The sequence below is a fragment of the Pseudomonas argentinensis genome, assembly GCF_001839655.2.
In the GTDB taxonomy this organism is placed as follows: Bacteria; Pseudomonadota; Gammaproteobacteria; order Pseudomonadales; family Pseudomonadaceae; genus Aquipseudomonas; species Aquipseudomonas argentinensis_B.
Genome location: NZ_CP056087.1, coordinates 3,566,304 through 3,591,473 on the forward strand (window position 1 = coordinate 3,566,304; position 25,170 = coordinate 3,591,473).

Here is a 25,170-nt window from a genome sequence, read left to right on the forward strand (position 1 = left end):
TCAGCCGATCAGCTGCGGAATGTTCATGATCAGGTTCTGCGTGTATTCCATCAGCTGCTGCACCATCCAGGGCCCGGCAACGATCAGGGTCAGCAGCATCACCAGCAGACGCGGCAGAAAGCTCAGGGTCTGTTCGTTGATCTGCGTGGCGGCCTGGAACATGGCCACCAAGAGGCCCACCAGCAGGCTGGGCATGACCAGCAGGCCGACCATCAGGGAAATCAGCCAGAGTCCTTCGCGGAATAGATCGACAGCAACTTCAGGGGTCATGTGAGCCTCGCTACAAGGTGCCGAAACTGCTGGCCAGGGTGCCCATGATCAACGCCCAGCCGTCGATCAGCACGAACAGCATGATCTTGAACGGCAGCGAAATGATCAGCGGCGACAGCATCATCATGCCCATGGCCATGAGGATACTGGCCACCACCATGTCGATGATCAGAAACGGGATGAAGATCATGAAACCGATCTGGAACGCGGTCTTGAGCTCCGAGGTCACGAAGGCCGGCACCAGGATGGTCAGTGGCGCCGCTTCCGGGCTGGTGATATCGGTGCGCTGGGACAGGCGCACGAACAGCTCCAGATCGCTTTCCCGGGTCTGCGCCAGCATGAAGTTCTTGATCGGCACCTCGGCCCGCTCGATCGCCTGCTGCGCCGGCAGTTGCTCGTTGAGGTACGGCTGCAGCGCCTCGCGGTTAATCTGGTCGAACACCGGGGCCATGATGAACATGGTCAGGAACAACGCCAGGCCGATGAGAATCTGGTTGGACGGGGTCTGCTGCAAGCCCAGCGCCTGACGCAGGATCGAGAACACGATGATGATCCGCGTGAAGCTGGTCATCAGCATGAGGAACGCCGGGATAAAGCTCAGCGCCGTCATGATCAGCAGGATCTGCAGGCTGACCGAGTACTCCTGCTGCCCCTCGGCATCGGTGCTCAGAGTGATCGCCGGAATCGACAGCGGATTGCTGCCCTGCTGGATCAGCGGGCTGGGTGATGGCGGCTCCTGGGCAAAGGCCAGCGAAGCTCCCAGCGCGAACACCAGCACAAGCAGAAGTCGCAACATCAGGACTTGTCCTTCTGATCCTTGCCCAGCAGTTCCATGAGGCGCTGGGAAAATTCGGTGGAAGCCGGCTCGGCATCGGCCAGGTGAACCGGCTCGCCCATCACGTGCAGCGGGTTGATGCGCCCAGGCGTGAGGCCAAGCAGGATCTGCTCGTTGCCCACCTGCACCAGCACCAGTCGGTCACGGGGGCTCAGCGCCTGGCTGGCGACGATCTTGATCACCTTGCCATTGTTGGGCCCCAGGCGCTGCACGCGGCGCATCATCCAGGCGAGCAGGAAGATCAGGCCGATCACCAGCAGCAGGCCGATCACCAACTGGGCCAACTGGCCGGCGATGCCGCCGCTGGCCGCAGGCGCCTGGGTAGCCGGTTCGGCGGCTAATGCGAAGCATGGCAACGCCAGCAGTGTGAGCAGGAGTCTGTTCATGCGTCAGCGCAGCTTCTTGATGCGTTCACTGGGGCTGATCACGTCGGTCAGGCGGATGCCGAACTTCTCGTTGACCACCACCACCTCGCCATGGGCGATCAGGGTGCCGTTGACCAGCACGTCGAGCGGCTCGCCGGCCAGACGATCGAGCTCGATCACCGAGCCCTGGTTGAGCTGCAACAGGTTGCGGATGGTGATATCGGCATTGCCCACTTCCATGGAGATGGACACCGGAATGTCGAGAATCACATCGAGGTTCGGGCCTTCCAGGCTGACCGGGTTGCTGGCCTTGGGCATGCTGCCGAACTCTTCCATCGGCGCACGCGGTGCAGCCGGCTGGCTGGCCGCACTGGCGGCCAGCATCGCGTCGATATCGTCCTGCCCGCCCGCATCACCGGACTCGGACAGCGCCGCCGCCCACTCGTCGGCGAGCGCCTGTTCCTCGGGGCTGGTTTGTTCGTTCTCGTCTGCCATCGTTCAACCTCGGCTGGCGTTTATCGGTTTGGCCACGCGCGCGGCGCGGCAGATGATTGGGCTAACGGTGTTGGCGATCCACGGGGTCGAGCACCTGCAACGACAGGTTGCCCTTGTGCGAGCCCAGTTTGACCTTGAAGGATGGCACGCCATTGGCGCGCAGGATCATGTGCTCGGGCAACTCGACGGGAATCACGTCGCCGGGCTGCATGTGCAGAATGTCGCGCACCTTGAGCTGACGCCGCGCAACCGTGGCGCTCAACGGCACGCTGACGTCGAGGATGTCTTCGCGCAAGGCCTTGACCCAGCGCTCGTCCTGGTCGTCGACATCGGACTGGAAGCCGGCGTCGAGCATCTCGCGGATCGGCTCGATCATGGCGTAAGGCATGGTCACGTGCAGGTCGCCACCGCCGCCGTCGAGTTCGATATGGAAGGTGGATACCACGATCACTTCGCTGGGGCTGACGATGTTGGCCAGGGCCGGGTTGACCTCCGAGCCCACGTACTCGAAATTGATGTCCATCACCGCCGCCCAGGCCTCGCGCAGGTCGATGAACGCCTGATCGAGCACCATGCGCACCACACGCAATTCGGTAGGGGTGAATTCGCGGCCTTCGATCTTGGCGTGGCGGCCATCGCCGCCAAAGAAGTTGTCGACCAGCTTGAACACCAGCTTGGCATCGAGAATGAACAGGCCGGTGCCGCGCAGCGGCTTCATCTTCACCAGGTTGAGGCTGGTGGGCACGTACAGGGAGTGCACGTACTCGCCGAACTTCATGACCTGCACGCCGCCCACCGCCACATCGGCGGAGCGGCGCAGCAGGTTGAACATGCTGATGCGGGTGTAGCGCGCGAAACGCTCGTTGATCATTTCCAGGGTCGGCATGCGCCCGCGCACGATGCGATCCTGGCTGGTCAGGTCATATTGCTTGACGCTACCGGGCTCGACGAACTCCTCGGTCTCCACCAGGCCATCATCGACCCCGTGCAGCAGCGCATCGATCTCGTCCTGGGACAGCAGGTCTTGTACGGCCATCAGTGAACTCCCGCCCTATTGCAACACGAGGTTGGTGAACAGCACCTGCTCGACGGTCACCTTGCCGGTTTCCTTCTCGGCCAGTTGCTGCACGCTGGCGGTGGCCTGCTGGCGCAGCATTTCCTTGCCGACCGGGGTGATCAGGGTGGCGAAATCCTGGCTGGAAAACAGCATCACCAGGTTGTTGCGCAGCACCGGCATGTGTACCTTCAGCGCGTCCAGAGCAGCCTGGTCGCGGGTCATCAGCGCCACGCTGACCTGCATGTAGCGCGCCCTGCCGTTCTGGGTGAAATTGACCACGAAGGCGGGCGTCAACTCTTCATAGATCGCCGGCTGCTTGACCGGCGCGGCATTCTCGGCCTGCGCATGCTCGGCGTCCGGCTTGGCGCTGTCCTTGCTCAGAAAGAACCAGGTGCCACCGATCGACGCCCCCACGGCCAGCAACAGTGCCAACACGATCGCGATGATGAGCTTGAGTTTGCCAGGCGGCTTGCTACCTGCTTCGGCAGCAGCAGCGGGTGGCGCGTTCTTCTTTGCCATGCCAAAAATCCGTCACGGAGCGGAGAACCCTCCGCTTTCAATAGGTTAAGAGCAACTGTTATGCCAGCTCAAAGACACGGCTGCAATCACCGAGCGCGCCATGTTACGCGAAAGCGTGGTGCCTGACCCGACTCCAGGGGTGCCGTGCAAAGCAAATCACCCCGCTCGACGGATTGAGCGGGGTGATTCGAAGTGTAGGGTCTGTTCCCGTTTCACGCACGGCCGCGCCGGAGCCAGCGCGGTAGGGCGTACTCGCGAAGCAGTGCGCCGTTGCCGTTGTGCAAGATCGAGAGGTTTGGCGGTCTGTTCGCTTCGCTCCTGAGTCCGCCCTACGCGCTAAGCACGTGCCATTCGCATCAGGCGTAATAGTCGACCATGCCGCGGCCAGCGCCCTGGGCCGGGTCGCGGATCTCGATGCTGCCGAGCACCCGCTCCTCGCTTTCGCCACCGGCCCCGCCCTCGTCCGCCATCCGGCTGCCGCGGCCGCGCCCATCACCTTCCTGGCCCTGCCAGGCGCGGCCCTGGGACTGATCGGAGACATTCACGTCGGCCAGGTTCATACCCTGCTGGGTGAACATCTCGCGCAGGCGGTGCACCTGGCCTTCCAGGGCCTCGCGTACGCTCGGGTGCGCGCTGGCGAAGCTGATCTGGGTCTGATCCTGGTTCAGGCTGATGCGCACATCGAGGCGCCCAAGCTCAGCCGGGTCGAGCTGGATCTCCGCGGACTTGAGGTTCTGGCTGGACATCCACATCACCTTGTCCACCACTCCTTCGCTAAAGCCGGCCTGCTGCATGGCCAGTGGTTGCCCGGGCACCACCGGAACTCGCCCGACCTGGGAGGCCTGCTGACCAATGGCCTGGCTCAGGGCACTGAGCTTGCTGACGAACTGCTCTGGCGCGGTGCCGGCCGAGCTCTCCTTGAGTGCCTCGAGCGCTTCGCTGCTGAGCTCGAAAGACGGCAATGGGGTAACCTCGCTCGGCTCACCCTCCATGGCGCCCGCCTTCATGCCCATGGCTGCCATGGCGCTGGCGAACGCCTGGCCGCTGCTGGCCGAGGCGGAAGTGGCCGCGCCACCAGGCGTGGTCGTCGACTGCGCGGCGGCCTTGTCCTGGGCGCCGACCTCGAGCGCCAATTGCACGGCAGGCTGCTGATTGAGCGCGTCGATTTCCGGGTCGAAACTCGCCTCGGTCATGCTTGCCGGCGCGGAACCGATCAGGCTGGTCGAGGCCGCGGTCGCGGCCTGCGAGTCGGGTTCGCCCTCGACCACCACAGCCTCCGGCTCTGGCTGGAACAAGCCCAGCAGCATCAGGGGGTCGACGGCCCCCTCCTCGAGCGTCGGCTCTTCAGGCAAATCCTTGCCGCTATCGGCAACCGCCGGCTCGGCGGCAGCGGCCGCTGCCGGATCGCTGGCGCCCGCCTGGGGGTCGGTCTTGCCATCGCGAGCCGACTTGGCGGCATCGTCCTGGCGCTCGGCGGCTTTCGCCTGGCGCTCCTTGGCATAAACTTGCGAGAAGCTGGAAGCTTCCTGCTTGCGCGGTTGCGCGGTGCTCTGCGTAGTGGTCGCTGGCGCGGCCTTGGGCTTGGCAGCCGCCGCTGGGGTCAGCAACAGATCAGGGGCAACGGGCATGAATGCTCTCCGCTTGAATTATGACGTATGCCCTCTTCAAGCAAAGGTTGGGCCAACATTCGTACAAGGGATTAGCTGGCCGGAAAACGCTGCCGTTCGGACTTCAGCAGGATCCGCACGATGGCGAACTCGCGCTCGATGCGCGCGACCAGGTGCGCCGACCCGGCCATTTCGCCACGGCGCGCCAACTCTTCGAGCTCCCGGCAGGATTCGGCCAGCACCTTGGCGCCCATGTTGCTGCAGCTGCCCTTGAAACTGTGCGCAGCGCGGCGCATGGCCTGGGCATCCTGATCGTGCTCGGCATTTTTCAGCAGGCGCAGGCGCTCTTCGGAGTCGGTCACGAAGGTATCCAGCAGCACCGGATACTCGTCCTCCATGATGTCCTGCAGGGTATTGAGTACATCGCGATCCAGATGATTGTCGGACACCCTAGACTCCAGGCCAGCCTCGAACGACGGTTCGCCGCCGCGAGCATGTGTGTGACACGCAAAAGCAGGCGGATTATGCCTGGGTGGCCCAGGAAAACTCCACACTGACCCGACGTCCGTCAGGCGACCACTCGCAACGTTCGCTCAACTCCTGGATCAGCCCCATACCGCGCCCGCTCAAACCGTCGGTAGTGCGCTGTCGCGCCCTCACCGCAGCCGCATCGAACCCCGCGCCGCTGTCCTCGACCGTCAAGGTCAGGCGTCCGCCGCTCGGGTGCTGACGCACATCGAAAGCCACGCTGACGCAGCCTTCCTGCAAGGCGTCGAGCCGCTCGGCGCGCAGCCTGTAGTATTCGGCGAAACCGGCTGCATCACGCTTGAGCGAGGAGTCCAGCTCCAGCACGCCATGTTCGAGCGCATTGGTGTACAGCTCGCACAGCACGCTGTAGAGATTGCCACCATTGCCACGCAGGCCCGGCACTTCGAGCAGCAACTGCAACAGGTGTGGCAAGGGATAGAAGTCGCGCAAGGTGGAGCCACGAAAATCATAGCGGGCCGACCAGTTCTCCGGGCCGGCCTGGGATTCACTTGCCGGCAACGGCGGCCGGACGACCGCGCCCTCGTCGATCATGGTCACTTCGACCAGGCTGACGTCATCGCGGGCCTCGCCATGGAAAGTCTGCAGGGCCTGGCGAATATCGGCGAACAGCCGCGACGGGTCTCGGCTGCCATCGAGCACCTCGAGCAGGCGCTGTTCGCCGAACAGCTCGTCGCGCTCGTTCTGCGCTTCGAGTACACCGTCGGAGAGCAGGAAAACCCGGTCGCCCAGCTCCAGCGCGTAGGATTCGTAGTCATCGCGGAAACTTTCCGGCTCGAGCACGCCCAGCGGCAGGTGGCGCGATACCAGGGGCACCCGCTCGCCACTGCCCTGGCGCAGCACATAACCGGCGGGCAGGCCGCCGCCCCAGAAGTCGACCGTCCGGCGGCGGAAGCTGATGCTCAACAGGGTGGCGCAGCAAAACACTCCGCGGGGCAGGATGCGGCGCAACTTGGCATTGCTCTCGTGGAGGATTTCCACCAGCGAATGCCCTTTGCCGGTCATGCGGTAGAAGACGTCCGCCAGGGGCATGGCGCCGATCGCCGCGGGCAGGCCATGACCGGTGAAATCACCGAGCAGCACGTGCATGTCGCCACTGGGGTGAAAGGCGGCCAGCAACAGATCGCCATTGAACAGTGCGTAGGGCGACTGCAGGTAGCGCACGTTGCCGGAACCCAGGCAACCGGAGTGGGCCACCTTGTCGAAGACCGCCTTGGCGACCAGTTGCTCGTTCTGCAGGTGCTCGTTGTGCCGGGCGATCTGGTCGCGCTGAAGCAGCACCTCCTGGTGCAGGCGCCGCAAACGGTCCATGGCGTTGATCTTGGCTTCGAGAATCACCCGGCTGTAGGGCTTGGCGAGAAAGTCATCGCCGCCCGCCTCCAGGCAGCTGACCAGCGCCTCATCTTCGCTCAGGGAGGTCAGGAAGATGATCGGCACCATGGCTTCACCGGCCATGGCCTTGATCCGCCTGGCCGCCTCGAAGCCGTCCATCACCGGCATCAGCGCATCCATCAGCACCAGTTGCGGGCGCTGCGACTCGAACAGCGCCACCGCCTCCAGGCCATTGGCAGCAACCAATACCCGATGCCCCTGGCGGCCGACGATGGTCGACAGCAGCATGCGGTCAGTGGCGCTGTCCTCGGCAATCAGTACGGTCAGGGAGGAGGCGTTCATCGCGCCTCAATCGATCTTGAAAAGCTGTTCGAAGTTGGAAATGGAGAGAATCTTGCGGACATCGGCGTTGCAGTTGAGCAGGCGGATCTGCGCGCGGTCGCCACCGGCATGATCACGCAGCAACAACAACATGCCCAGCGCCGAGCTGTCCAGATAAGTCGTTCCCTTGAGATCGACCGTGTAACGCTTGGGACGGATATCGACACGCTCGTAGGCGCGGCGAAATTCCTGATGGGCGCCGAAATCGAAGCGACCCTGAATGGTGATGGTCAACTCTTGCCCGTCTTCCGAGGGCAGCGAGGTGATGGGCATGAAACACTCCTTGATATCCGGGATAACCCGTAGCCCGCTAAGGCGGGTCAACGTGGCCGAATCTGCTCCGTGGAGCAGCCGATAAGCTGTTGACCCGTGTGGTGACGCGGTGTCTCACCTGTTTTTCCTGGCCCTGCCCAGCCCCCGTTCCGGCGATGCTGAATTCCGGCCTAAGAAGATTTAGCACTAGCCCGCGCAAGCGGCAACCATCATTCCAGGGAATCGCGTCGCGGAATGCGTTGGGACAGTTCGTCGAGCAGTTTCTGCTCGCGCTTGTCCTCGGCCAGGCGTGCTTCGTCCAGGTAGCGCTGCACCAGCTTGCGCAGCCCTTCCAGGCGCGCGTAGCGCTGTTGCCAGACCTCGCGCACCTTGTCCAGGTTGTTGCGGTGCCAGTTGACCGCCTGCTGCTGCTGGGCGATCGCCACGTCGAGCTGGGACAGGAAGCGCTGATAGTTCATCAGCCACTGGCCAGATACACCGCGCTGGCCCTCGCTCATCCATTGCTGCTGATAGCCCTGCAGGTAATTTTCCAGGTCCGCGAGCTTGTTCTGCGCCTGCCCCAGCAGGCCCTGGGCGCGACCGAGCTGCAAGGCCGCTTCGCGCTCGGCCTTCTCGGCCATGTCGACCACCGGCGCCAGACGCGCCGCTCGGCTGGCGGCCACCGGTTAGGACGCCGCCGTGGGGTTGAGCACCGCGGCAAGCAGCTCGCGGCTGCTGTCCAGGCTCTCGCTTTCGCCCAGGGCCTGGCGCAGGTAGCGCACCATCACCGGCTGGCGGGCGATGGCCAGGTCGGTGTCGGCATCGCCCCCCGGCACGTAGGCACCGACGCTGATCAGGTCGCGGCTCTGCTGGTAACGCGACCACAGCTGCTTGAAGCGCTGGGCGTTGCGCATGTGCTCGGGACTGACCACCTGGGGCATCACCCGGCTGATCGAGGCTTCGATATCGATGGCCGGGTAATGCCCCTCCTCGGCCAGACGCCGGGACAATACGAAGTGGCCGTCGAGCACGCCGCGGGCGGCGTCGGCAATGGGATCCTGCTGGTCATCGCCTTCGGACAACACGGTGTAGAAGGCGGTGATCGAACCGCCCCCCGCCTCGGCGTTACCGGCCCGCTCGACCAGGCGCGGCAGCTTGGCGAACACCGAAGGTGGGTAGCCCTTGGTCGCCGGCGGCTCACCGATGGCCAGGGCGATTTCCCGCTGGGCCTGGGCGAAACGGGTCAGCGAGTCCATCAGCAACAGGACGTTCTTGCCCTTGTCGCGGAAATATTCGGCGATCCGCGTGCAGTACATGGCGGCGCGCAGGCGCATCAGTGGCGCGTCATCGGCCGGTGAGGCGACCACTACCGAACGCTTGATGCCCTCCTCGCCAAGAATCTCGTCGATGAATTCCTTCACCTCGCGGCCCCGCTCACCGATCAGCCCGACCACGATGATTTCGGCCTCGGTGAAGCGCGTCATCATGCCCAGCAGCACCGATTTACCGACGCCGGTACCGGCGAACAGACCCAGGCGCTGACCGCGGCCGACGGTGAGCAGCCCATTGATGCTGCGGATGCCGACATCCAGCGGTTCGCTGATCGGGTGACGCTTGAGGGGGTTGATGGTCGGTCCGTCCATCGGCACCCAGTCCTCGGCCTTCATGCCGCCCTTGCCGTCCAGGGCGCGGCCGGCGCCATCGAGGACCCGGCCGAGCATCGACATGCCCATGGGCAGGCGCCCGGTATCCGGCAGCGGAACCACCCGAGCGCCCGGCGCGATTCCGGCCAGGCTGCCGACCGGCATCAGGTAGATCTTGCCGGAGGAGAACCCCATCACCTCGGCCTCGACCTGTACCGGGTGGTAGCTGTCGTCGTTGATTACCAGGCAGCGACTGCCGAGCGCGGCACGCAGGCCCTCGGCCTCCAGGGTCAGGCCGACCATGCGCAGCAGGCGACCTTCGACTATGGGCTGGGTGGGCAGTTTGACGGCCTCGCCGTAGCCGTCCAGGCGGCGGGCGAAGCTGAGGCGCTCAAGGCGCATCGCTGGCATCCAGGTCGATGACCATGTCGGCAGCGCGCGGCGTGGTGGCATGCTCGCGCTGTTGCTCGAACAGCTGCTTGAGTGCCTGGCTCAGCCGGGTTTCGACACTGGCATCGATGCGGCTGTGCTCGCTTTCCACCCGGCAACCGCCCGGCAGCAGCGAATCGTCTTCGAGAATCCGCCAGTTTTCCTCGTGGCGGTCGCGCAGCGTCTTGACCAGTTCGAAGTCCTGGGGGTTGAGGTGAATGCGGATGTTTTCCGCGCCCATCGGCAACAACTTGAGCGCTTCGCGCAGCACCTGGCGGATCTGGCTGGAGTCGCGGCTCAGCTCACGCTGGATGACTTCCCGGGCGACCTGGCCGACCAGGGTCACCAGGGCCACCTCCAGTTGCTGATCCTGCTCGGCGATCGGTTCGAACAGATGACGCATGACCTGCTCGAGCGCCTGGACCCGCCCGGCCAGGGCAGCGTCCGCCTCCTGCTTGGCCTTGAGCTGGCCGGCCCGGAAGCCATCCTTCTCACCGGTAGCGAAACCCTCGTTGTAGGCGTCCTGGCGGATCGCCTCGAGCTCGTCGAGCGTCAAGGGTTTGACATCCTCGAGGGCCACCTCCTCGCTTTCCTGCACCACCGGCGTCGGCTCGGCAGCCACCGGCTCCGGCGCGGGCACCTCGGCCTGCGACTCGTCATGCTCGTCGAAACTGGGCAGCGACCAACGGTCGACACTGCCCAGATCCTTGGCGCGAATCAGCTCGCTGACCGGTTCCTTGGCTACCATGGGTTACACCATCTCCTCGCCGCCCTTGCCGCCAAGCACGATCTCGCCGGCCTCGGCCATGCGCCGGGCAATGGTGAGGATTTCCTTCTGCGCCGTTTCCACGTCGCTGACCCGCACCGGCCCCTTGGCCTCCAGGTCGTCACGCAGCAGCTCGGCCGCCCGTTTGGACATGTTCTTGAAGACCTTTTCCTTGATCGCCTCGTCGGCGCCCTTGAGGGCCAGCACCAGCACGTCGGACGAGACCTCGCGCAGCAGCGCCTGGATACCGCGGTCGTCGACGTCGGCCAGGTTGTCGAAGACGAACATCAGGTCCTCGATCTGCGACGACAGGTCCTCGTCGATCTCGCGGATCGAATCCATCAGTGGCCCTTCGACCGAACTGTCGAGGTAGTTCATGATGTCCGCGGCGCGCTTCACCCCACCCATGGTAGCGCGGGTGGTATTGGAACTGCCGGAGAACTGCTTCTCGAGAATCAGGTTGAGCTCCTTGAGCGCCGCCGGCTGCACGGTATTCAGCGACGAGACGCGCAGGACGATGTCCAGGCGCACCTTGTGGTCGAAGTGGCCCAGCACTTCGCCGGCCTGATCGGGGTCCAGGTAGGCGACCACGATGGCCTGGATCTGCGGGTGCTCGTAGCGAATCACATCGGCGACCGCGCGCGGCTCCATCCACTTCAGGCTGTCCAGGCCGCTGGTGCTGCCGCCGAGCAGGATGCGGTCGATCAGGTTGCCGGCCTTGTCCTCGCCCAGCGCCTGGGTGAGCATCTTGCGGATATAGCCGTCGGCGCCCACGCCGAGGCTGGTCTGGTCGCCGACGGTCTCGACGAACTCGCCCATCACCTGCTCGACCTGCTCGCGATGGATGTTGCGCATGGCGGCCATGGCCACGCCCACGCGCTGGACCTCCTTGGGCCCCAGGTGGCGCAGCACCTGAGCGGCATCGGTTTCACCGAGCGAGAGCAGCAGAATCGCGGCCTTCTCGACCTTGCTCATCTTGGCGGTGGTGCGGTTCTCATTCATCGGCATTGATCCAGTCTTTGACTACCTGGGCGACCCGGCCCGGATCTTCGGCGACCAGACTCTTGATCGCGTTCAGTTGTGCATCATACCCCTCGCTCGGGCTTGGCAACATAATGCTTTGCGGTCCGCCGAGGCTTACCCGATCGGAGGCCAGGCCGTCCATGCCGCCCATTTCGCCGAGGTCGACGTCGCCCTCGCGGCCACCGCCTGCCAAGGCCAGTTCCTTGTTCTTGCCGCCACCGGTGATGTTGTTCAACACCGGGCGCAGCACGAACCACACCAGCAGGAAGATCAGCAGCGCCGGGAACAGCGACTTGAGGCCGCCCATGGCCATCAGGAACAGCTCGCTCTGGTACCACGGCACTTCGATCACTTCCGCGGTTTCACTGCTGAACGGCGTATTGATCACGCTGACGCTGTCGCCGCGGCTGGCATCGAAGCCGACCGAATCCTGCACCAGGCGGGTAAAGCGCGCCAGGTCGTCGCTGGTCCACGGCACCCGGGTGGCTTCGCCGGTGGCCGGGTCGACGCGCATCTGGTCATCGACCACCACGGCGACGGAAAGCCGGCGCAGGCGACCCTGCTGCTGCTTGGTGTAGCTGACCGAACGATCGAGTTCGAAGTTGCGGGTCGACTGGTCGCGCTTGTCGGCCGGGTACGGCGCCAGCATCGGCTGGCCGGTGGCCGGGTCCATGATCTGCTGGCCATTGGCATCGACCAGCGGCTGGCCGGGAGCGACCGGCCCACCAGGCGCGGCGGCACCACCGGCCTGCTGGGGCGCGGCAGCCGGGCCAGGCGGCTGATTGCTCAGTGCGCCCGGCACGCCCTGGGGGCCGCTGCCGCTGCTGCGTTGCTCATTGACCTGCTGCTCGCTGCGCAGCGCCGGCTGATCCGGGTTGAAGGTTTCCGACGTCGACTCGACGGCGCTGAAGTCCACGTCGGCGGATACTTCGGCCTTGTAGCGACCCACGCCGAGCACGGGCTGCAGGATGTTGTGCACGCGCTGGGTGAACAGGCTTTCCATGCGACGGCTGTAGTCGAACTGCTTGCCGGCCATGCTCAGCTCGGACATTTCCTGCTGATCGGACAACAGGTTGCCCTTCTGGTCGACCACGGTGACCTGGCCCTTGTCCATCTCCGGCACGCTGCTGGCCACCAGGTTGACGATGGCCATCACCTGGCTCGGCTCCAGGCTGCGCCCGGCGTACAGCTCGACCAGCACCGAGGCGCTGGGCTTGCGCTCGTCACGCACGAACACCGAACTCTTCGGGATCGCCAGGTGAACGCGGGCGGCCTTGACGTTGTTGAGGCTCGACACGGTACGCGCCAGTTCGCCTTCCAGGCCGCGACGGTAGCGGGTCGCCTCCATGAACTGGCTGGTGCCCAGGCCCTGCTCCTTGTCGAGGATCTCGAAACCGATGCTGGTATCGGTCGGCGCCACGCCGGCGGACGCCAGGCGAATACGCGCCTGGGCCAGGTCCGAGGACTTGACCAGCAGGGCGCCGGAGTTCGGCTCGACGGTGTAATCGATATTGGCGGCGGTCAGGGTTTCCATCACGCTACGCGCATCCATGCCCTCGAGGCTGCCGTACAACGGCCTGTACTCGGGCTGCTGGGACCACAGCACCACGGCAAAGCCGATCGCCACGCTGGCGGCCAGGCCAACCAGCAGGCCGGCCTGACGCAGCAGCGGCATGTCCGAGAGGTTTTCCAGGAAGGTCAGCCCGAACAGCGGCTTCTTCGGCGCGTTGTCGGCGGCGGTGGCAGGTACGTTTGCGGCGAGAGCGTCGGCCATGATCGAAATCTACCCCTTAAACCGGCATCTGCATGATGTCTTGATAGGCCTGAACCAGCTTGTTGCGCACTTGGGTCATGGCCTGGAACGAGACACTGGATTTTTGCGAGGCGATCATCACGTCGGTCAGGTCGACGCCGCTCTGGCCCATTTCGAAGGCGTTGGCCAGCTGGCCGGCGGCCTGTTGGGTTTCGCTGACCTTGTTCACCGCCTGCCCGAGCATGTCCGAGAAGCTCGGCGCGCCGACTTCCTGGGCCTGGGGCACGGCTGGCTTGCGCGCCATGGCCTCGGCCTGCATGGAGCGCATTTCCAGCATTAGACGATTGAACGCGACACCCTGACTCATGACCTTTCCTCCACTGACCGCGGTTTTTTGACGCCGCGAGTGCTTTGCTGAGGGTATTTGCAACAAGGGTGCCAACTACCTCCGTGCCATCAATCCGTGGCCACCAGGCAGATCAAGCAGAAAACGCGCCAGGCTTGACCCTCGGGCTGGCGATGGAGACATGGTGACGAAAAGCTGTCGCCCATGAAAAAGCCGCGCCTCCAGAAGGAGGCGCGGCCTGGGCCGCCAGCGACTACTGGCCGACGGTCAGCTTGTCGCGGTTGCGTTCGAGCAAGGCTTCACCGATGCCTTTGACCTCGAGCAGTTCGTCCACCGAGGCGAAGTCACCATGGGTATCGCGATAAGCGACGATGGCCTGTGCCTTCACCGCGCCAACGCCACTGAGCTCGCGCTGCAGGGTCTCGGCGTCGGCGGTATTGAGGTTGACGGGATTGAGTTCGGCCACTTGCTGGGCCGCGGGCTCGGTAGCCGGCGCCTTCGCCGCCTCATTGGCGCTGGCCAGCGATGACGCACTGGCAACCACGAAAAACAGCAGGGCTTGCAGGGTCGTTTTCAGCATGTTCAACATCCTCTGTAAGTTCCACTCGAGTTGAGCGACGCGGGTGTTCCTCACGCCGCACGATGAAAATAGCCAGTCTGAACCTCCAGTCAAAGGAGCCTTTGTAACTACTTTTTCCGCGTCTATCTAAAGCCCTTGCTCGCCGCTAAGATGCGCGTCTCCTTTACCATGCGTGTTCGACCATGCCCGCCACCGCCCGCTTTCCTCTGCTCCCCTATCTCTGTGCCTGCATCGTCGGTTTCCTCGCACTCGGCAGCCTCTGGCAAACCATCGGCAAGCCGGTGGTGCTGGCCGACGCGGCCACGCCGACCCACAAGCTGCAATGCGCGTCCTACACGCCGTTCGGCAAGGACCAGTCGCCCTTCGATCTGCCCCTGCAGATCCACCCGGAGCAGATGGACACCGACCTGGCGCTGCTGGCCGAGCGTTTTCAATGCATCCGTACCTATTCGGTTACCGGCCTGGAGACGCTGCCGGAGCTGGCCCGCAAGCATGGCCTGAAGCTGATCACCGGTGCCTGGGTCAGCCGCAACCCCCATGACACGGCCATCGAGATCCAGGGCCTGATCAAGCTGGCCAAGGAAAATCCGGATGTGGTCGAGGCGGTCATCGTCGGCAACGAGGCGTTGCTGCGCAAGGAAGTCACCGGCGGGCAGCTGGTCGAGCTGATCAACCAGGTCAAGGCCGAGATCAGCCAGCCGGTCACCTATGCCGACGTCTGGGAGTTCTGGCTCAAGCACCCGGAAGTCGCGCCAGCGGTCGATTTCATCACCATCCACCTGCTGCCGTACTGGGAAGACAACCCGGCCGGCATCGACGCGGCGCTGCATGAAGTGAGCGAGGTACGCGAGCTGTTCGGCAAGCAGTTCGCGCCCAAGGACATCATGATCGGCGAGACCGGCTGGCCTAGCGAAGGCCGCCAGCGTGAAACCGCGGTGCCCAGCCGCGTCAACCAGGCCACCTTTATCCGCGGCTTCGTCGCCCTGGCCGAGCAGCATGGCTGGCGCTACAACCTGATCGAAGCCTTCGACCAGCCCTGGAAACGCGTCAGCGAGGGTGCAGTGGGCGGTTTCTGGGGCCTGTACGACGCCGATCGCCAGGACAAGTCGATCCTCGCCGGGCCGGTGTCCAACCTGCCCCATTGGCCACTGTGGCTGGCCATCAGCGCCGGCGTTCTGGCCTTCGGCCTGCTGGTCGGTGGCCGCCCGAGCTCGACGCGCAACGCCGTGCTGCTGCCGTTGCTGGCCGCACTGGGCGCTGCCTGCATCGGCCTGTGGGCGGAATTGGCCTGGGTGACCAGCCGCTATGTCGGTGAATGGCTGTGGGCAGGCGCCCTGCTCGCCCTCAACCTGCTGGTGCTGGCCCATGCCACGCTGGCACTGTCCACCGCGCAGGGCTGGCGAGCCCAGGCCTTCGGCTGGCTGGAGCGCCGTGCCGGCTGGTGGCTGGCGGCAGCCGGCTTTGCCGGCGCGGTGATGATGCTGGCGATGGTCACCGATGCGCGCTATCGCAGCTTCCCGAGTGCCGCGCTGCTACTGCCGGCCCTGGTGTACCTGCTGCGCCCGGCGGCAGGGCCGCGTCGGGAAATCGCCCTGCTGGCGGTGTTGATCGCTGCCGGCATCGTGCCGCAGCTCTATGAGGAAACCCTGGACAACCTGCAGGCCATCGGCTGGGCCATTACCAGCGCGCTGCTGGCAGCGGCCCTGTGGCGCAGCGTGCGCCACTCGAAGCGGTAACCCCCACCGCGGGCGCTGCGCTTGCCGCGTAGCGCCCGGCGTCTTGGAGCCGATTCACGATCTTTCCAGGCGACATTGCAGAGACTGCAACAAGGCAGGAGCGGACATTGGGCTTCAAGCCGCAAGCTGCAAGCTGCAAGCTGCAAGAAGAAGCTAGAGCACTGTGGACTGCTTTTAACCTGTAGCTTGGGGCTTGCAGCTTGCGGCTGCTTTCGCCACTTTGCAGTCAACGCGCTGAAGCCGAGCCGAACGGTCCTGAACAGGCTCTCAGCGCGTCACCACAGCGGGCGCGCGCACCAGACGAAGCAGAGCAAGAACGACTGCGAACACCGCGAGGCTCGCGGTATACAGCGCCAGCGCCGGCAAACCGAGCAGCAGCGCCGGCACCGCCAGGCGCCAGCCCCAGACGCCGGGCAGGATGAACGCCAGCAGCGCACAACCCAGCGCTGCCCAGGCGATCACCCGCAGGTGGATCATCCAGCCCAGGGTGGCACGCACCTGACAGGCCAGCAGGCCCGGGTCTTCGACGCAGCGGCCGACCCACTGGTCGCCTTCCATGAGCAGGTAGCGCAACGCGTAACTGGCGGCCACGCACACGAGCGCTGCGATCACCAGGGCGACGATGGATAAACGACGAGGCATGCTGCACTCCAGAGGACTTGAAAACGGCGCTCAGCATAATCGCCCGGCAGGCGGATGCAAGCGGCAAATCGATACCCACCAAACCCGGCGCATATGGCCACGGCAAAGGCCGCTGGCGGCCCAATCGCCATCTGGCATACCCGGTGTGCAGCATGGCAGAATTTCCCATGGCACTTTGATACAACGGCGGTTGTCCTAGTCATCGCGGCTGATGCCGAAAGCACCGGCTTGCCGGCCCACCTCTGAAAAGAATGTTCTCTTCCAAAGGGATCTTGTATGTCTTTCATTCCCCGTCTTGCAGCCTTGCTCGGCACCCTGCTGCTCAGCGCCCCTCTGTGGGCCGCCGACATCGATGCGCAGACCTACGGCTATCCGCTGACCAACCCCTTCGAAGCCACCATCGCCACCACGCCGCCGGAGCTGCGGCCCGAGCTGCCGGAAGACGCGGACATCAAGCAGGCTGACTACCGCGTCCGTCTGCGTCCGGAACGGGAGTTCCAGCTGCCGGACAACTTCTGGGCCGTCACCAAGATGAGCTACCGGCTGGCCGAGCAGAATGGCCCGGCGCCGCTGATCTTCATCATCGCCGGTACCGGCGCGCACTATTCGAGCGGCACGCCCGAGTACCTGAAGAAGCTCTTCTACGGTGCCGGCTACCACGTCGTGCAGCTGTCGTCGCCGACCAGCTACGACTTCATGACATCCGCCTCGCGCTTCGCCACGCCCGGCATCAGCCGTGACGACGCCGAAGACATGTACCGCGCCATGCAGGCCGTGCGCGCCCAGCATCCGCGTCTGCAGGTCACCGACTATTACCTGACCGGCTACAGCCTCGGCGCGCTGCATGCGGCGTTCGTCAGCCAGCTGGACGAGACGCGCCGCAGCTTCAACTTCAAGCGCGTGCTGATGCTCAACCCGCCGGTCAACCTGTACACCTCGATCAGCAACCTGGATCGTCTGGTACAGACCCAGGTCAAGGGCATCACCAACCGCACCACCTTCTATGAGCTGGTGCTGGCCAAGCTGACCCGCTATTTCCAGCAGAAGGGCTACGTGGACATCAACGACGCGCTGCTCTACGACTTCCAGCAGTCCAAGGAGCACCTGACCAACGAGCAGATGGCCATGCTGATCGGCACTTCGTTCCGCTTCTCGGCTGCCGACATCGCCTTTACCTCGGACCTGATCAACCGCCGTGGCCTGATCACCCCGTCGACTACCCGATTGGCGAAGGCACCAGCCTGACACCCTTCTTTCGCCGTGCCCTGCAGTGCGACTTCGACTGCTACATGACCGAACAACTGATCCCCATGTGGCGCGCCCGCTATGACGGCGGCAGCATGAACCAGCTGATCAACGAGGTCAGCCTGTACGGCATCGAGGATTACCTGAAGAACAGCCCGAAGATCGCGGTGATGCACAATGCCGACGACGTGATCCTCGGCCCCGGCGACCTGGGCTTCCTGCGCCGTACGATGGGCGATCGCCTGACCGTGTATCCATACGGCGGGCACTGCGGCAACCTCAATTACCGCGTCAACAGCAACGACATGTTGGAGTTCTTCCGTGGCTAAGTCCTTCCCTACTCTCGCACTGTTCGCTGGCCTGTTGAGCTGCGGCGCCGCCTGGGCCCAGACCACCGTCGACGACGATGGCTTCAAGCAACCGCTCAAGGAGCTCAAGTTCAATCCGGGCCTGAACCAGCGCGAATTCGAACGCTCGACGCTCTCGGCGCTGGAAATCCAGGATCCGCTGGAGTCCTGGAACCGTCGTGTCTATCACTTCAACTACCGTTTCGACCAATGGGTGTTCCTGCCGGTGGTCGACGGTTACCGCTATGTCACGCCGGGCTTCGTGCAAAAGGGCGTGACCAACTTCTTCAGCAACCTGGGCGACGTACCCAACCTGATCAACAGCGCCCTGCAGCTCAAGGGTGAACGCGCCCTGAACACCACGGCGCGCCTGCTGTTCAACACCACCCTGGGCGTGGCTGGCCTGTGGGATCCGGCCACGCTCATGGGCCTGCCCAAGCACCGCGAGGACTTCGGCCAGACCCTGGGCTTCTACGGTTCCCCTGCCGGCCCGTACCTGATGCTGCCGATCCTCGGGCCGTCCAACCTGCGGGACACCACGGGTCTGGTGGTGGATTTCGGCGTCGACCAGCAGATCAACTACCTCAATGTCGCCGAGGTCAGCAGCAGTCATCCGGAAATCGTCGTGCTCAGAGGCGTCGATCAGCGTTCGACCACCAGCTTCCGTTATGGCCAGCTGAACTCGCCGTTCGAGTACGAGAAGCTGCGCTTCTTCTATACCGAGTCGCGCAAGCTGCAGATCGCCGAGTGAAAACGCCGGCGGCACCCCAGGGTGCCGCCGGCCACATCGACTTTCTCGATAGATGAGTTGATCTTTTCCCATCCATCCCGCGGCCCGGCTGGCCTACCATGGACTCATCGCTTTTCACGAGAGCCAGTCAGATGGATCAGCTACGCCCTGTCCTCGCCATTCAACCGGGCCAGCCGGCCTCCGACGGTGCCGGTGTGCGCCTGAACCGGGTCATCGGCGGCGCCGGTATCGAACGTTTCGATCCCTTCCTGATGCTCGACGAGTTCAGTACCGACAACGCCGACGACTATATCGCCGGCTTCCCGCCTCATCCCCATCGCGGTTTCGAGACCATCACCTACATGCTCGAAGGGCGCATGCGCCATGAGGATCACCTCGGCAACGTCGGTCTGCTGCAGGGCGGCGACGTGCAGTGGATGACCGCCGCACGGGGCATCATCCATAGCGAGATGCCCGAACAGGAACGGGGCGCCATGCGCGGTTTCCAGCTGTGGCTGAACCTGCCGGGCCGCGACAAGATGGCCGATCCGGCGTACCGCGACATTCCCAGCGCGCAGATTCCGCGCCTGCACACCGAGCAGAACGTCGAGGCGGTGGTCATTGCCGGCACCTTCGTCGAGGGCAAAAACCGCCAGCTCGGCGCCGTGCAGCGCCCGCATACCGAGCCCCATATCTTCGACCTGCGCCTGCCCGCCGGCAGCAGCGTACGTCCCGAACTGCCCGCGGGCCATCGCGCCCTGCTCTATGTTTACCAGGGCGAGGCACGAGTCCAGGAGAGCCACGCGGTAGAGGCCGGCCGGTTGGTACGCCTGGAGGATCAGGGCGACCTGCTGATCAGCACCACCGCCGGCGCAGGCGTGCTGCTCATCGCCGGCAAGCCGTTGCATGAGCCGATCGTGCAATACGGGCCCTTCGTGATGAACAGCCGCGAAGAAATCGAGCAGGCGCTACGCGACTTCCGTGACGGCAGCTTTGCCTGAACGAGTACTGCTCAGGTCAGGTGGTTGCGCCTGAAGGTGTCTTCGCCCATCGCCGCGATCTGCCCCTCGATCAGCGCATCGAAGGGCTTGAGCAGTTCACGGTAATCAGCCGGCGCCTCGAGCAGATTCAACGCCTCGACCAGCGCCTCGAGCGTCGACAGCGAGCCTTCCATCGGCGCCTTGCGCAGGCGATAGCGCGACGCCGGCGCATCGACCAGGGTTACCCGTGGCAAGGCGTCCAGAACGGGATTGAGGTAGAGCAGCTTACGCGCCTTGCGCCAGGTGCCATCGGGCACCACCAGACGGACGGGGCGCCGGTCTGCATCTCGACAAAGCTGGTTGATCGGGCGCGCGTCCTCACCGGGAAACAGCAGGCAGGGGCGATAACCCGGCTGCGCCAGCCAATCCGGCAACGCGTCGAATACCTCACCCACCCACAAATTCGCATTGCGCAGCCCCAGTACCGCGAGGTTCGCGGTGTTGAGGGCGTGGTCCACTTCATCGGGATGCTGCAGAACCAGCACTTCGGTGCGGCTCGGCAGGTCGGGAATCAAGCTGCACAGGCAGTGGCTGGCCGGGCGCTTGCAGCGGGTACAACGGGGGCGTGGCATGGCAGGTCTCCTCAGCCGCGCAGTGTGCCACAGCGCTCACTGCCAGCCGAGGATCACCGGTCAGCGGTTGAAGCGTTCGGCCAGGCTGTGCAGGTAGTCGGCCATGGTTTCCAGCTCCCTGCCAATGGCCGCGCCCTGATGGGCCTGCTCGGCGCCCTGCTCGGAGAGATGGGCGATGCGGGTGATCTGCCGGCTGATGTCGTCAGCCACCTGGCCCTGCTCCTCGGAGGCCGCCGCGATCTGCTGGCTCATGCCGCTGATACGACTGACCGATTCGCTGATGCCGTCCAGCGCAGTGCGCACCGCCTCCACGCTCTGCACGCTTTCCCGGGAGATTTCCTCACCGCGCCCGGCCGTGGCAACGGCACGCTCGGCGCCGGCGCGCAGCGAAGCGATGATCTGGTGGATCTGCTGGGTCGACTCACGGGTGCGCGAGGCGAGCGAACGAACCTCGTCGGCCACCACGGCGAAACCGCGGCCCTGTTCGCCCGCACGTGCCGCCTCGATGGCGGCGTTGAGGGCCAGCAGGTTGGTCTGCTCGGCAATCGAGGTGATCACGTCGGCCACGCTGCCGATGGACTGCGTCGAGTTGGCCAGATCGTTCACCGCCTGGCCGATATCCGCCACGGCCTGGGCCATGTGCTGCATCGACTCCAGGCTGCCGCCCGCCAGTTGCCGCCCTTCCCTGGCCAACCGGTCCGCCTCCTCGGCGGCGTGGCTGGTGCTCTGCACGTTCTGGGTGACTTCCTGAATGGTGGCGGCCATCTGGTTGATGGCAGTTGCCGATTGATCGGTCTCGCTGCGCTGCTGATCGAGCATCTCGGCGCCGGAACGCGAGAAGCCGGCGGCCTGGGCAGCCTGCCGCTTGACGTTGACGCCGGCATCCTCCAGGCGCGTCAGGGCCGTCTGCAGCCGCGCTTCTTCGCTGATCATGGCCATGTCGAGCAGGGCCTGGGCGCCTCGGTTATCGCTGTAGGTAAGGGCCACCAGGCTGCTGGTAAAGGCCTTGGGGTGGTCACCCAGGGTGCGCCGGATCAAGGCACGCTTGCTGTAGAGTTGATAGGAGGCCAATGCTGTCATCACCGCAATCACCAGCAGACCCAGCCATATCCCGGAGAGTGCCGCCTGGGCCGCCAGGATGATCAAGGTCGCAACGATCAGCGGCCAGGAGCGGATCAGGTCATAAGTAAGGTGTTCAATCGCCGGCACCGGCGGCTTGCCATTACGCAAACGTGCGTACAACTTTTCCGCACGGCGCTTCTGATCCTCGGTAGGCAGAGAACGAACCGACTCGTACCCTGCCACCTTGCCATTCTCATAAATCGGGGTGACATAGGCGCTGACCCAGTAGAAGTCGCCATTCTTGGAGCGATTCTTGACGATGCCCATCCAGGGCTTGCCCTGCTTGATGGTTTCCCACATATGGCCAAAGACGGCGGGCGGCATATCGGGGTGCCGTACCAGGTTGTGCGGCTGACCGATCAGTTCTTCCCGGGTGAACCCGCTGATGGCCACGAAAGCATCGTTGCAGTAGGTGATCTTGCTGTTTAGATCAGTGGTGGAAATCAACCGCTCGTGACCGGGAAAAGTCCGTTCCCGCTGAGTTACCGGAAGATTCTGACGCATGGTTGCGATCCTTTAATACGTGAAGGTACGTCCTTTCCACTCCACTATGTCTAGCACAGCAAAGCTGCCGCGCCAGCAAGGGTAGGCGGTGGGTATGTAATGCTCGAAACGCTGGAGAGAGAAAACACAGGAAGCCGATCTGCAGCTCCCTTGTCATACCTTGCTCACTGCTCACCCGAACGGGGATTGCTTCTTTTGTCGGCAACAGGTTCAACGACTTGAGGGTGTCATTGAACTAACTTTGCAGCCGCGTTCTGCCGAACAAGCCGTGATCGCTTGCGGTTCTGCATCGCGTGGAGGGCAGGAAAGGTCTGCGAGCCGACGCGCCGAACGGCATGACGCCAGTCGAGGCAATGGGCGGCTGAAGGTTAGCGCACGCACGGGGAAACAGGCTGATGCGTGAGCTCGACCTGATCAAGATATCGGTTGGTATGAAAGATGACTAGAGCCAAGCGCAGTGAGGGCGTGGCCGATCCATGGCGAGCGCCCTAAACGACGCTCACAGCAGAAATGCGCGGTATCAGCGGCGCCGACGGCGCTCTTCGGCCAGGCGACGTTGCTCGTCGCTACGGATTGGAATGGGCTGCATGCGCGGGGCAAACAGCGCGTTGAGCTGGGCAGTGATTTTTTCGAACCAGTTTTTCATAAGGGTATCCTCAAACTGCGCACGGCTATGTTGACCGCTTGATTTCAGAGTAGCTGAAACCTGGGCGGGAGTGGAGAGCCAAGCAGCCCCAAAGCGTTGCAAGGCGCTACCGACCGTCGCTTAGTTACCTGCTGGAGGCCGCGAATCCTGCGGTGCGCCCCATGGCGGGATGACTGCGCCCGCGATCCGGCTCAAAACTGATACTCGACGCCGGCACCGGCGTACCAGGAGCGCCCCGGCGCCGCCTCGTAAAAACGCCCGTTGCCGTCACCCACGATTACCGAGCCGACGTATTGCTTGTCGGCCAGGTTGTCCAGGCGCAAGGTCTGCTGGGCTTTCCATGGACCGAACTGCTGTTCGAAGCGGGTACGCCAATTGAACACCGCATAGCTGGGCGCGGCTCTTTCGGTATTGGTGTCCTCGACGTACACCTGGCTGCGGTAAAGCCCCTCGAGCGCCGTACTGATGCCGTCGACCGGCCTCCAGGCCAGTTCACCGAACAGCGTGGTGCGGGGTACCCCGGGCAGGTCGTTGCCCTTGTCGATGACGGCGTTGCCAGCGGCGAAGCGCGAATCGTAGGTCGCCGCCAGGTAGGTATAGGCCAGCGCTGCCGACCATTGCTCGGTGAACTGGCTTTCGACCCCCAGTTCGAAGCCGCGGCGCAGGGTCTTGCCGGCATTCTGGTAGCTGGTGCGGCCGCCACTGTTTTCCAGCACGACGATCTCGTCATCGGTGTTGATCTGAAAAATGGCAGCGTTGACGCGGGTGTCTCCGGCGACGCGGGCTTTCAGACCGATTTCATACTGGGTGCTTTCTGAAGGTTCGAGGCCGTAATTGAAACCCGCGTTTCCCCGGGAATAGGCCAGCTCCGCCTGGCTGGGCGTCTCGAAACCCTTGCCGACGGTGATGTAACCGTTCAGGTCAGGCGTAAAGGCGTAGCCGACGCTGACCGATGGAGTGGCCTTTTCGTAACGCCTGGTACCGCTGTCATCGCCATTGGCGCCGGCGATATAGTTGTCATCGACATCCACTTCAACGGTGCTGTAGCGCAAGCCGCCCTGCAGGGTCCAGTTGCCAATGATCCAGGCGGCCTGGGCATAGGGATCCAGGCTGGTAACGGTGTCGACTTCGTCGCGACGCAGGTCACCTTTGACTCCACGAATAACATCAGGCAGCGTACCAACGAAATTTTCGTAACCTTTGCGATCATCTCGACTCTGGTCATAGTCGAGACCAAACACAAGCTGAAGGTCTCCAGTAACACCGGCCACCGGCTGAAGCCAACGTATGCTGCCACCGTGAAACTCTCGCTCGAAATCTACTACTCCGCCGCTGTGACGGGCGTTAGCTTGCGGATTGATGGGGTCTGCGCCAGGCCTAGGACCTGGCTCTATAGGAATCGCTAGATATTGAATGACATGGCGTTTGCCCGCATACGCCGTTAATTGCAGCGCGGAGTCACCGAAATACCGCTCATAATTCGCTCCCAGTTGCTGATGATCGATGCTCTTGCGTGTGTTGTACCGATTGGCATTAGTAGCCACCGATCTTGGATCCGCCTTGTATGCCGCCCACGCCTGCCCCAATGGATCCTGGGTGCCGTTCTGCTCCAGGCTGCTGTAGATCAGCGCCAGCCTGCTGTCTTCATCGGGCTTGAAGTCGAGCTTGGCGAAGGTCTGGTCGCGGCGCGCCGAGCTGTGGTCACGGTAACCGTCGGTGTCCATCCGCGAAGCGTCGAGCACAAAGCCGACGCCATCCGCCTCGCCTTCGGCGGTGAGGTGATTGCGGGTCAGGCCGTCGCTGCCGATCAGTGTCTCTGCGCCGATACGCGGCCGGCCGACACCATCGCGGGAAAACATCTGGATCACCCCACCGGCGTTGCTGCCATACAGCGTGGAAGCCGGCCCCCGGAGCACTTCGATGCGCTCGGCGGTGTCCAGGTTGAAGGTGGCGGCCTGGCCCTGGCCATCCGGGGTGCTGGCGGGAATTCCGTCGGTAATCAGTTTCAGCCCACGCACGCCAAAGGCCGAGCGCGCGCCAAAGCCGCGGGAGGATATCTGCAGATCCTGTGCGTAGTTCTGGCGATTCTGCACTACCAGCCCAGGCACTCGGGTCAGCACCTCGGAGGCATTGATGCCCAACTGACCGTCGCCGATCTGCTCGCGGTCGATGCTGTCCACCGAGAATGGCAGGTCGAAGCTCTGCGCCGCGCTTCGCGAACCGCTGACCACGCTGGGTTCGAGCACCAGGCCGCCGGCCGCCTCCTGCGCCTGGGAGGTGCCCGCCGCCACGCAGCCACATAGCAGCAGGGCCCCGCCCAGGCGGGAAAGTTCGAAGGCGCGCGAAGGAGATCTACAGCTCATGGCAAAAGGATCCTTTCATTGTTC

General features: G+C 64.0%; 25 protein-coding genes and 2 pseudogenes. 4 read left to right on the forward strand and 23 right to left on the reverse strand.

Annotation, left to right across the window (positions count from 1 at the left end):
• The 17 genes from fliQ to SA190iCDA_RS16010 all read right to left on the reverse strand — a co-directional run bounded on the left by fliQ (position 1) and on the right by SA190iCDA_RS16010 (position 14,199).
• Positions 1-270, reverse strand: coding sequence for a flagellar biosynthesis protein FliQ (gene fliQ / locus SA190iCDA_RS15930; RefSeq protein ID WP_013791040.1), 270 nt, complete (start codon positions 268-270; stop codon positions 1-3).
• A gap of 10 nt (positions 271-280) precedes the next feature.
• Complete coding sequence (fliP, locus tag SA190iCDA_RS15935) at positions 281-1,066, reverse strand: flagellar type III secretion system pore protein FliP (RefSeq protein ID WP_070886350.1); 786 nt, start codon at positions 1,064-1,066, stop codon at positions 281-283.
• Positions 1,066-1,491, reverse strand: a complete 426-nt coding sequence (fliO, locus tag SA190iCDA_RS15940; protein ID WP_070886351.1) for a flagellar biosynthetic protein FliO — start codon at positions 1,489-1,491, stop codon at positions 1,066-1,068. Before fliO ends, fliP begins: the two co-directional genes overlap by 1 nt.
• 3 nt (positions 1,492-1,494) lie before the next feature.
• Complete coding sequence (gene fliN / locus SA190iCDA_RS15945; RefSeq protein WP_070886352.1) at positions 1,495-1,965, reverse strand: flagellar motor switch protein FliN; 471 nt, start codon at positions 1,963-1,965, stop codon at positions 1,495-1,497.
• 61 nt (positions 1,966-2,026) lie between these two features.
• A complete protein-coding gene (gene fliM / locus SA190iCDA_RS15950) occupies positions 2,027-3,001 on the reverse strand; it encodes a flagellar motor switch protein FliM (protein WP_070886353.1) in 975 nt (324 codons plus the stop codon).
• Between the two features lie 15 nt (positions 3,002-3,016).
• Complete coding sequence (fliL, locus tag SA190iCDA_RS15955) at positions 3,017-3,541, reverse strand: flagellar basal body-associated protein FliL (protein ID WP_070886354.1); 525 nt, start codon at positions 3,539-3,541, stop codon at positions 3,017-3,019.
• 356 nt (positions 3,542-3,897) lie between these two features.
• Entirely contained in the window at positions 3,898-5,169 is a 1,272-nt protein-coding gene (locus tag SA190iCDA_RS15960; RefSeq protein WP_070886355.1) for a flagellar hook-length control protein FliK, read from the reverse strand.
• Positions 5,170-5,240: 71 nt separating this feature from the next.
• On the reverse strand, positions 5,241-5,597 hold the full coding sequence (locus SA190iCDA_RS15965; protein ID WP_070886356.1) for an Hpt domain-containing protein: 357 nt from the start codon (positions 5,595-5,597) through the stop codon (positions 5,241-5,243).
• 73 nt (positions 5,598-5,670) lie between these two features.
• Positions 5,671-7,368 carry an ATP-binding SpoIIE family protein phosphatase gene (locus SA190iCDA_RS15970; RefSeq protein ID WP_070886357.1) on the reverse strand — a complete coding sequence of 566 codons (1,698 nt, stop codon included), beginning with the start codon at positions 7,366-7,368 and terminating at the stop codon, positions 5,671-5,673.
• A 6-nt stretch (positions 7,369-7,374) separates the two neighbouring features.
• Positions 7,375-7,680, reverse strand: a complete 306-nt coding sequence (locus tag SA190iCDA_RS15975; RefSeq protein ID WP_070886358.1) for an STAS domain-containing protein — start codon at positions 7,678-7,680, stop codon at positions 7,375-7,377.
• A gap of 209 nt (positions 7,681-7,889) precedes the next feature.
• A complete protein-coding gene (gene fliJ / locus SA190iCDA_RS15980) occupies positions 7,890-8,342 on the reverse strand; it encodes a flagellar export protein FliJ (RefSeq protein ID WP_070886359.1) in 453 nt (150 codons plus the stop codon).
• Positions 8,343-8,345: 3 nt separating this feature from the next.
• The gene (gene fliI / locus SA190iCDA_RS15985; protein ID WP_070886360.1) at positions 8,346-9,704 is read right to left on the reverse strand and encodes a flagellar protein export ATPase FliI; all 1,359 of its coding nucleotides are present in this window, start codon (positions 9,702-9,704) and stop codon (positions 8,346-8,348) included.
• Positions 9,694-10,479, reverse strand: coding sequence for a flagellar assembly protein FliH (gene fliH, locus SA190iCDA_RS15990; protein WP_070886361.1), 786 nt, complete (start codon positions 10,477-10,479; stop codon positions 9,694-9,696). Before fliH ends, fliI begins: the two co-directional genes overlap by 11 nt.
• A gap of 3 nt (positions 10,480-10,482) precedes the next feature.
• Complete coding sequence (gene fliG / locus SA190iCDA_RS15995; RefSeq protein WP_070886362.1) at positions 10,483-11,499, reverse strand: flagellar motor switch protein FliG; 1,017 nt, start codon at positions 11,497-11,499, stop codon at positions 10,483-10,485.
• Positions 11,492-13,294, reverse strand: a complete 1,803-nt coding sequence (gene fliF, locus SA190iCDA_RS16000; RefSeq protein ID WP_070886363.1) for a flagellar basal-body MS-ring/collar protein FliF — start codon at positions 13,292-13,294, stop codon at positions 11,492-11,494. The genes fliG and fliF overlap by 8 nt, the downstream gene beginning before the upstream one ends.
• A gap of 16 nt (positions 13,295-13,310) precedes the next feature.
• Entirely contained in the window at positions 13,311-13,640 is a 330-nt protein-coding gene (gene fliE, locus SA190iCDA_RS16005) for a flagellar hook-basal body complex protein FliE (RefSeq protein WP_070886364.1), read from the reverse strand.
• Between the two features lie 232 nt (positions 13,641-13,872).
• Positions 13,873-14,199 (reverse strand): ComEA family DNA-binding protein, encoded by a 327-nt coding sequence (locus SA190iCDA_RS16010; protein ID WP_070886365.1) that lies wholly within the window; start codon positions 14,197-14,199, stop codon positions 13,873-13,875.
• A 182-nt stretch (positions 14,200-14,381) separates the two neighbouring features.
• On the opposite strand from SA190iCDA_RS16010, the gene SA190iCDA_RS16015 reads away from it, so the two are divergent.
• The gene (locus SA190iCDA_RS16015; RefSeq protein WP_070886366.1) at positions 14,382-15,935 is read left to right on the forward strand and encodes a beta (1-6) glucans synthase; all 1,554 of its coding nucleotides are present in this window, start codon (positions 14,382-14,384) and stop codon (positions 15,933-15,935) included.
• A gap of 267 nt (positions 15,936-16,202) precedes the next feature.
• Here SA190iCDA_RS16015 and SA190iCDA_RS16020 read toward each other — a convergent pair whose 3' ends face one another.
• Positions 16,203-16,577 carry a hypothetical protein gene (locus SA190iCDA_RS16020; protein WP_070886367.1) on the reverse strand — a complete coding sequence of 125 codons (375 nt, stop codon included), beginning with the start codon at positions 16,575-16,577 and terminating at the stop codon, positions 16,203-16,205.
• 276 nt (positions 16,578-16,853) lie between these two features.
• On the opposite strand from SA190iCDA_RS16020, the pseudogene SA190iCDA_RS16025 reads away from it, so the two are divergent.
• The 3 genes and pseudogenes from SA190iCDA_RS16025 (at position 16,854) to SA190iCDA_RS16035 (ending at position 19,900) form a co-directional block, all read left to right on the forward strand.
• A pseudogene (locus SA190iCDA_RS16025) lies at positions 16,854-18,151 on the forward strand (serine/threonine protein kinase).
• The gene (locus SA190iCDA_RS16030; protein ID WP_139159505.1) at positions 18,144-18,920 is read left to right on the forward strand and encodes a VacJ family lipoprotein; all 777 of its coding nucleotides are present in this window, start codon (positions 18,144-18,146) and stop codon (positions 18,918-18,920) included. Before SA190iCDA_RS16025 ends, SA190iCDA_RS16030 begins: the two are co-directional and overlap by 8 nt.
• A gap of 131 nt (positions 18,921-19,051) precedes the next feature.
• Positions 19,052-19,900 (forward strand): pirin family protein, encoded by an 849-nt coding sequence (locus tag SA190iCDA_RS16035; RefSeq protein ID WP_070886369.1) that lies wholly within the window; start codon positions 19,052-19,054, stop codon positions 19,898-19,900.
• An 11-nt stretch (positions 19,901-19,911) separates the two neighbouring features.
• Here the strand turns inward: SA190iCDA_RS16035 and SA190iCDA_RS16040 are convergent, their stop codons facing one another.
• From SA190iCDA_RS16040 to SA190iCDA_RS16050, 5 genes and pseudogenes are all read right to left on the reverse strand, one after another.
• Complete coding sequence (locus tag SA190iCDA_RS16040) at positions 19,912-20,511, reverse strand: tRNA-uridine aminocarboxypropyltransferase (protein ID WP_070886370.1); 600 nt, start codon at positions 20,509-20,511, stop codon at positions 19,912-19,914.
• A gap of 60 nt (positions 20,512-20,571) precedes the next feature.
• On the reverse strand, positions 20,572-21,591 hold the full coding sequence (locus SA190iCDA_RS16045; RefSeq protein ID WP_419203947.1) for a methyl-accepting chemotaxis protein: 1,020 nt from the start codon (positions 21,589-21,591) through the stop codon (positions 20,572-20,574).
• Between the two features lie 264 nt (positions 21,592-21,855).
• A pseudogene (locus SA190iCDA_RS23520) lies at positions 21,856-22,137 on the reverse strand (PAS domain-containing protein); the annotation flags it as partial.
• A 520-nt stretch (positions 22,138-22,657) separates the two neighbouring features.
• On the reverse strand, positions 22,658-22,783 hold the full coding sequence (locus tag SA190iCDA_RS23160) for a PA1414 family protein (protein ID WP_268963853.1): 126 nt from the start codon (positions 22,781-22,783) through the stop codon (positions 22,658-22,660).
• Between the two features lie 191 nt (positions 22,784-22,974).
• Positions 22,975-25,146, reverse strand: a complete 2,172-nt coding sequence (locus SA190iCDA_RS16050) for a TonB-dependent receptor family protein (RefSeq protein ID WP_070886372.1) — start codon at positions 25,144-25,146, stop codon at positions 22,975-22,977.
• Positions 25,147-25,170 lie beyond the last annotated feature (24 nt).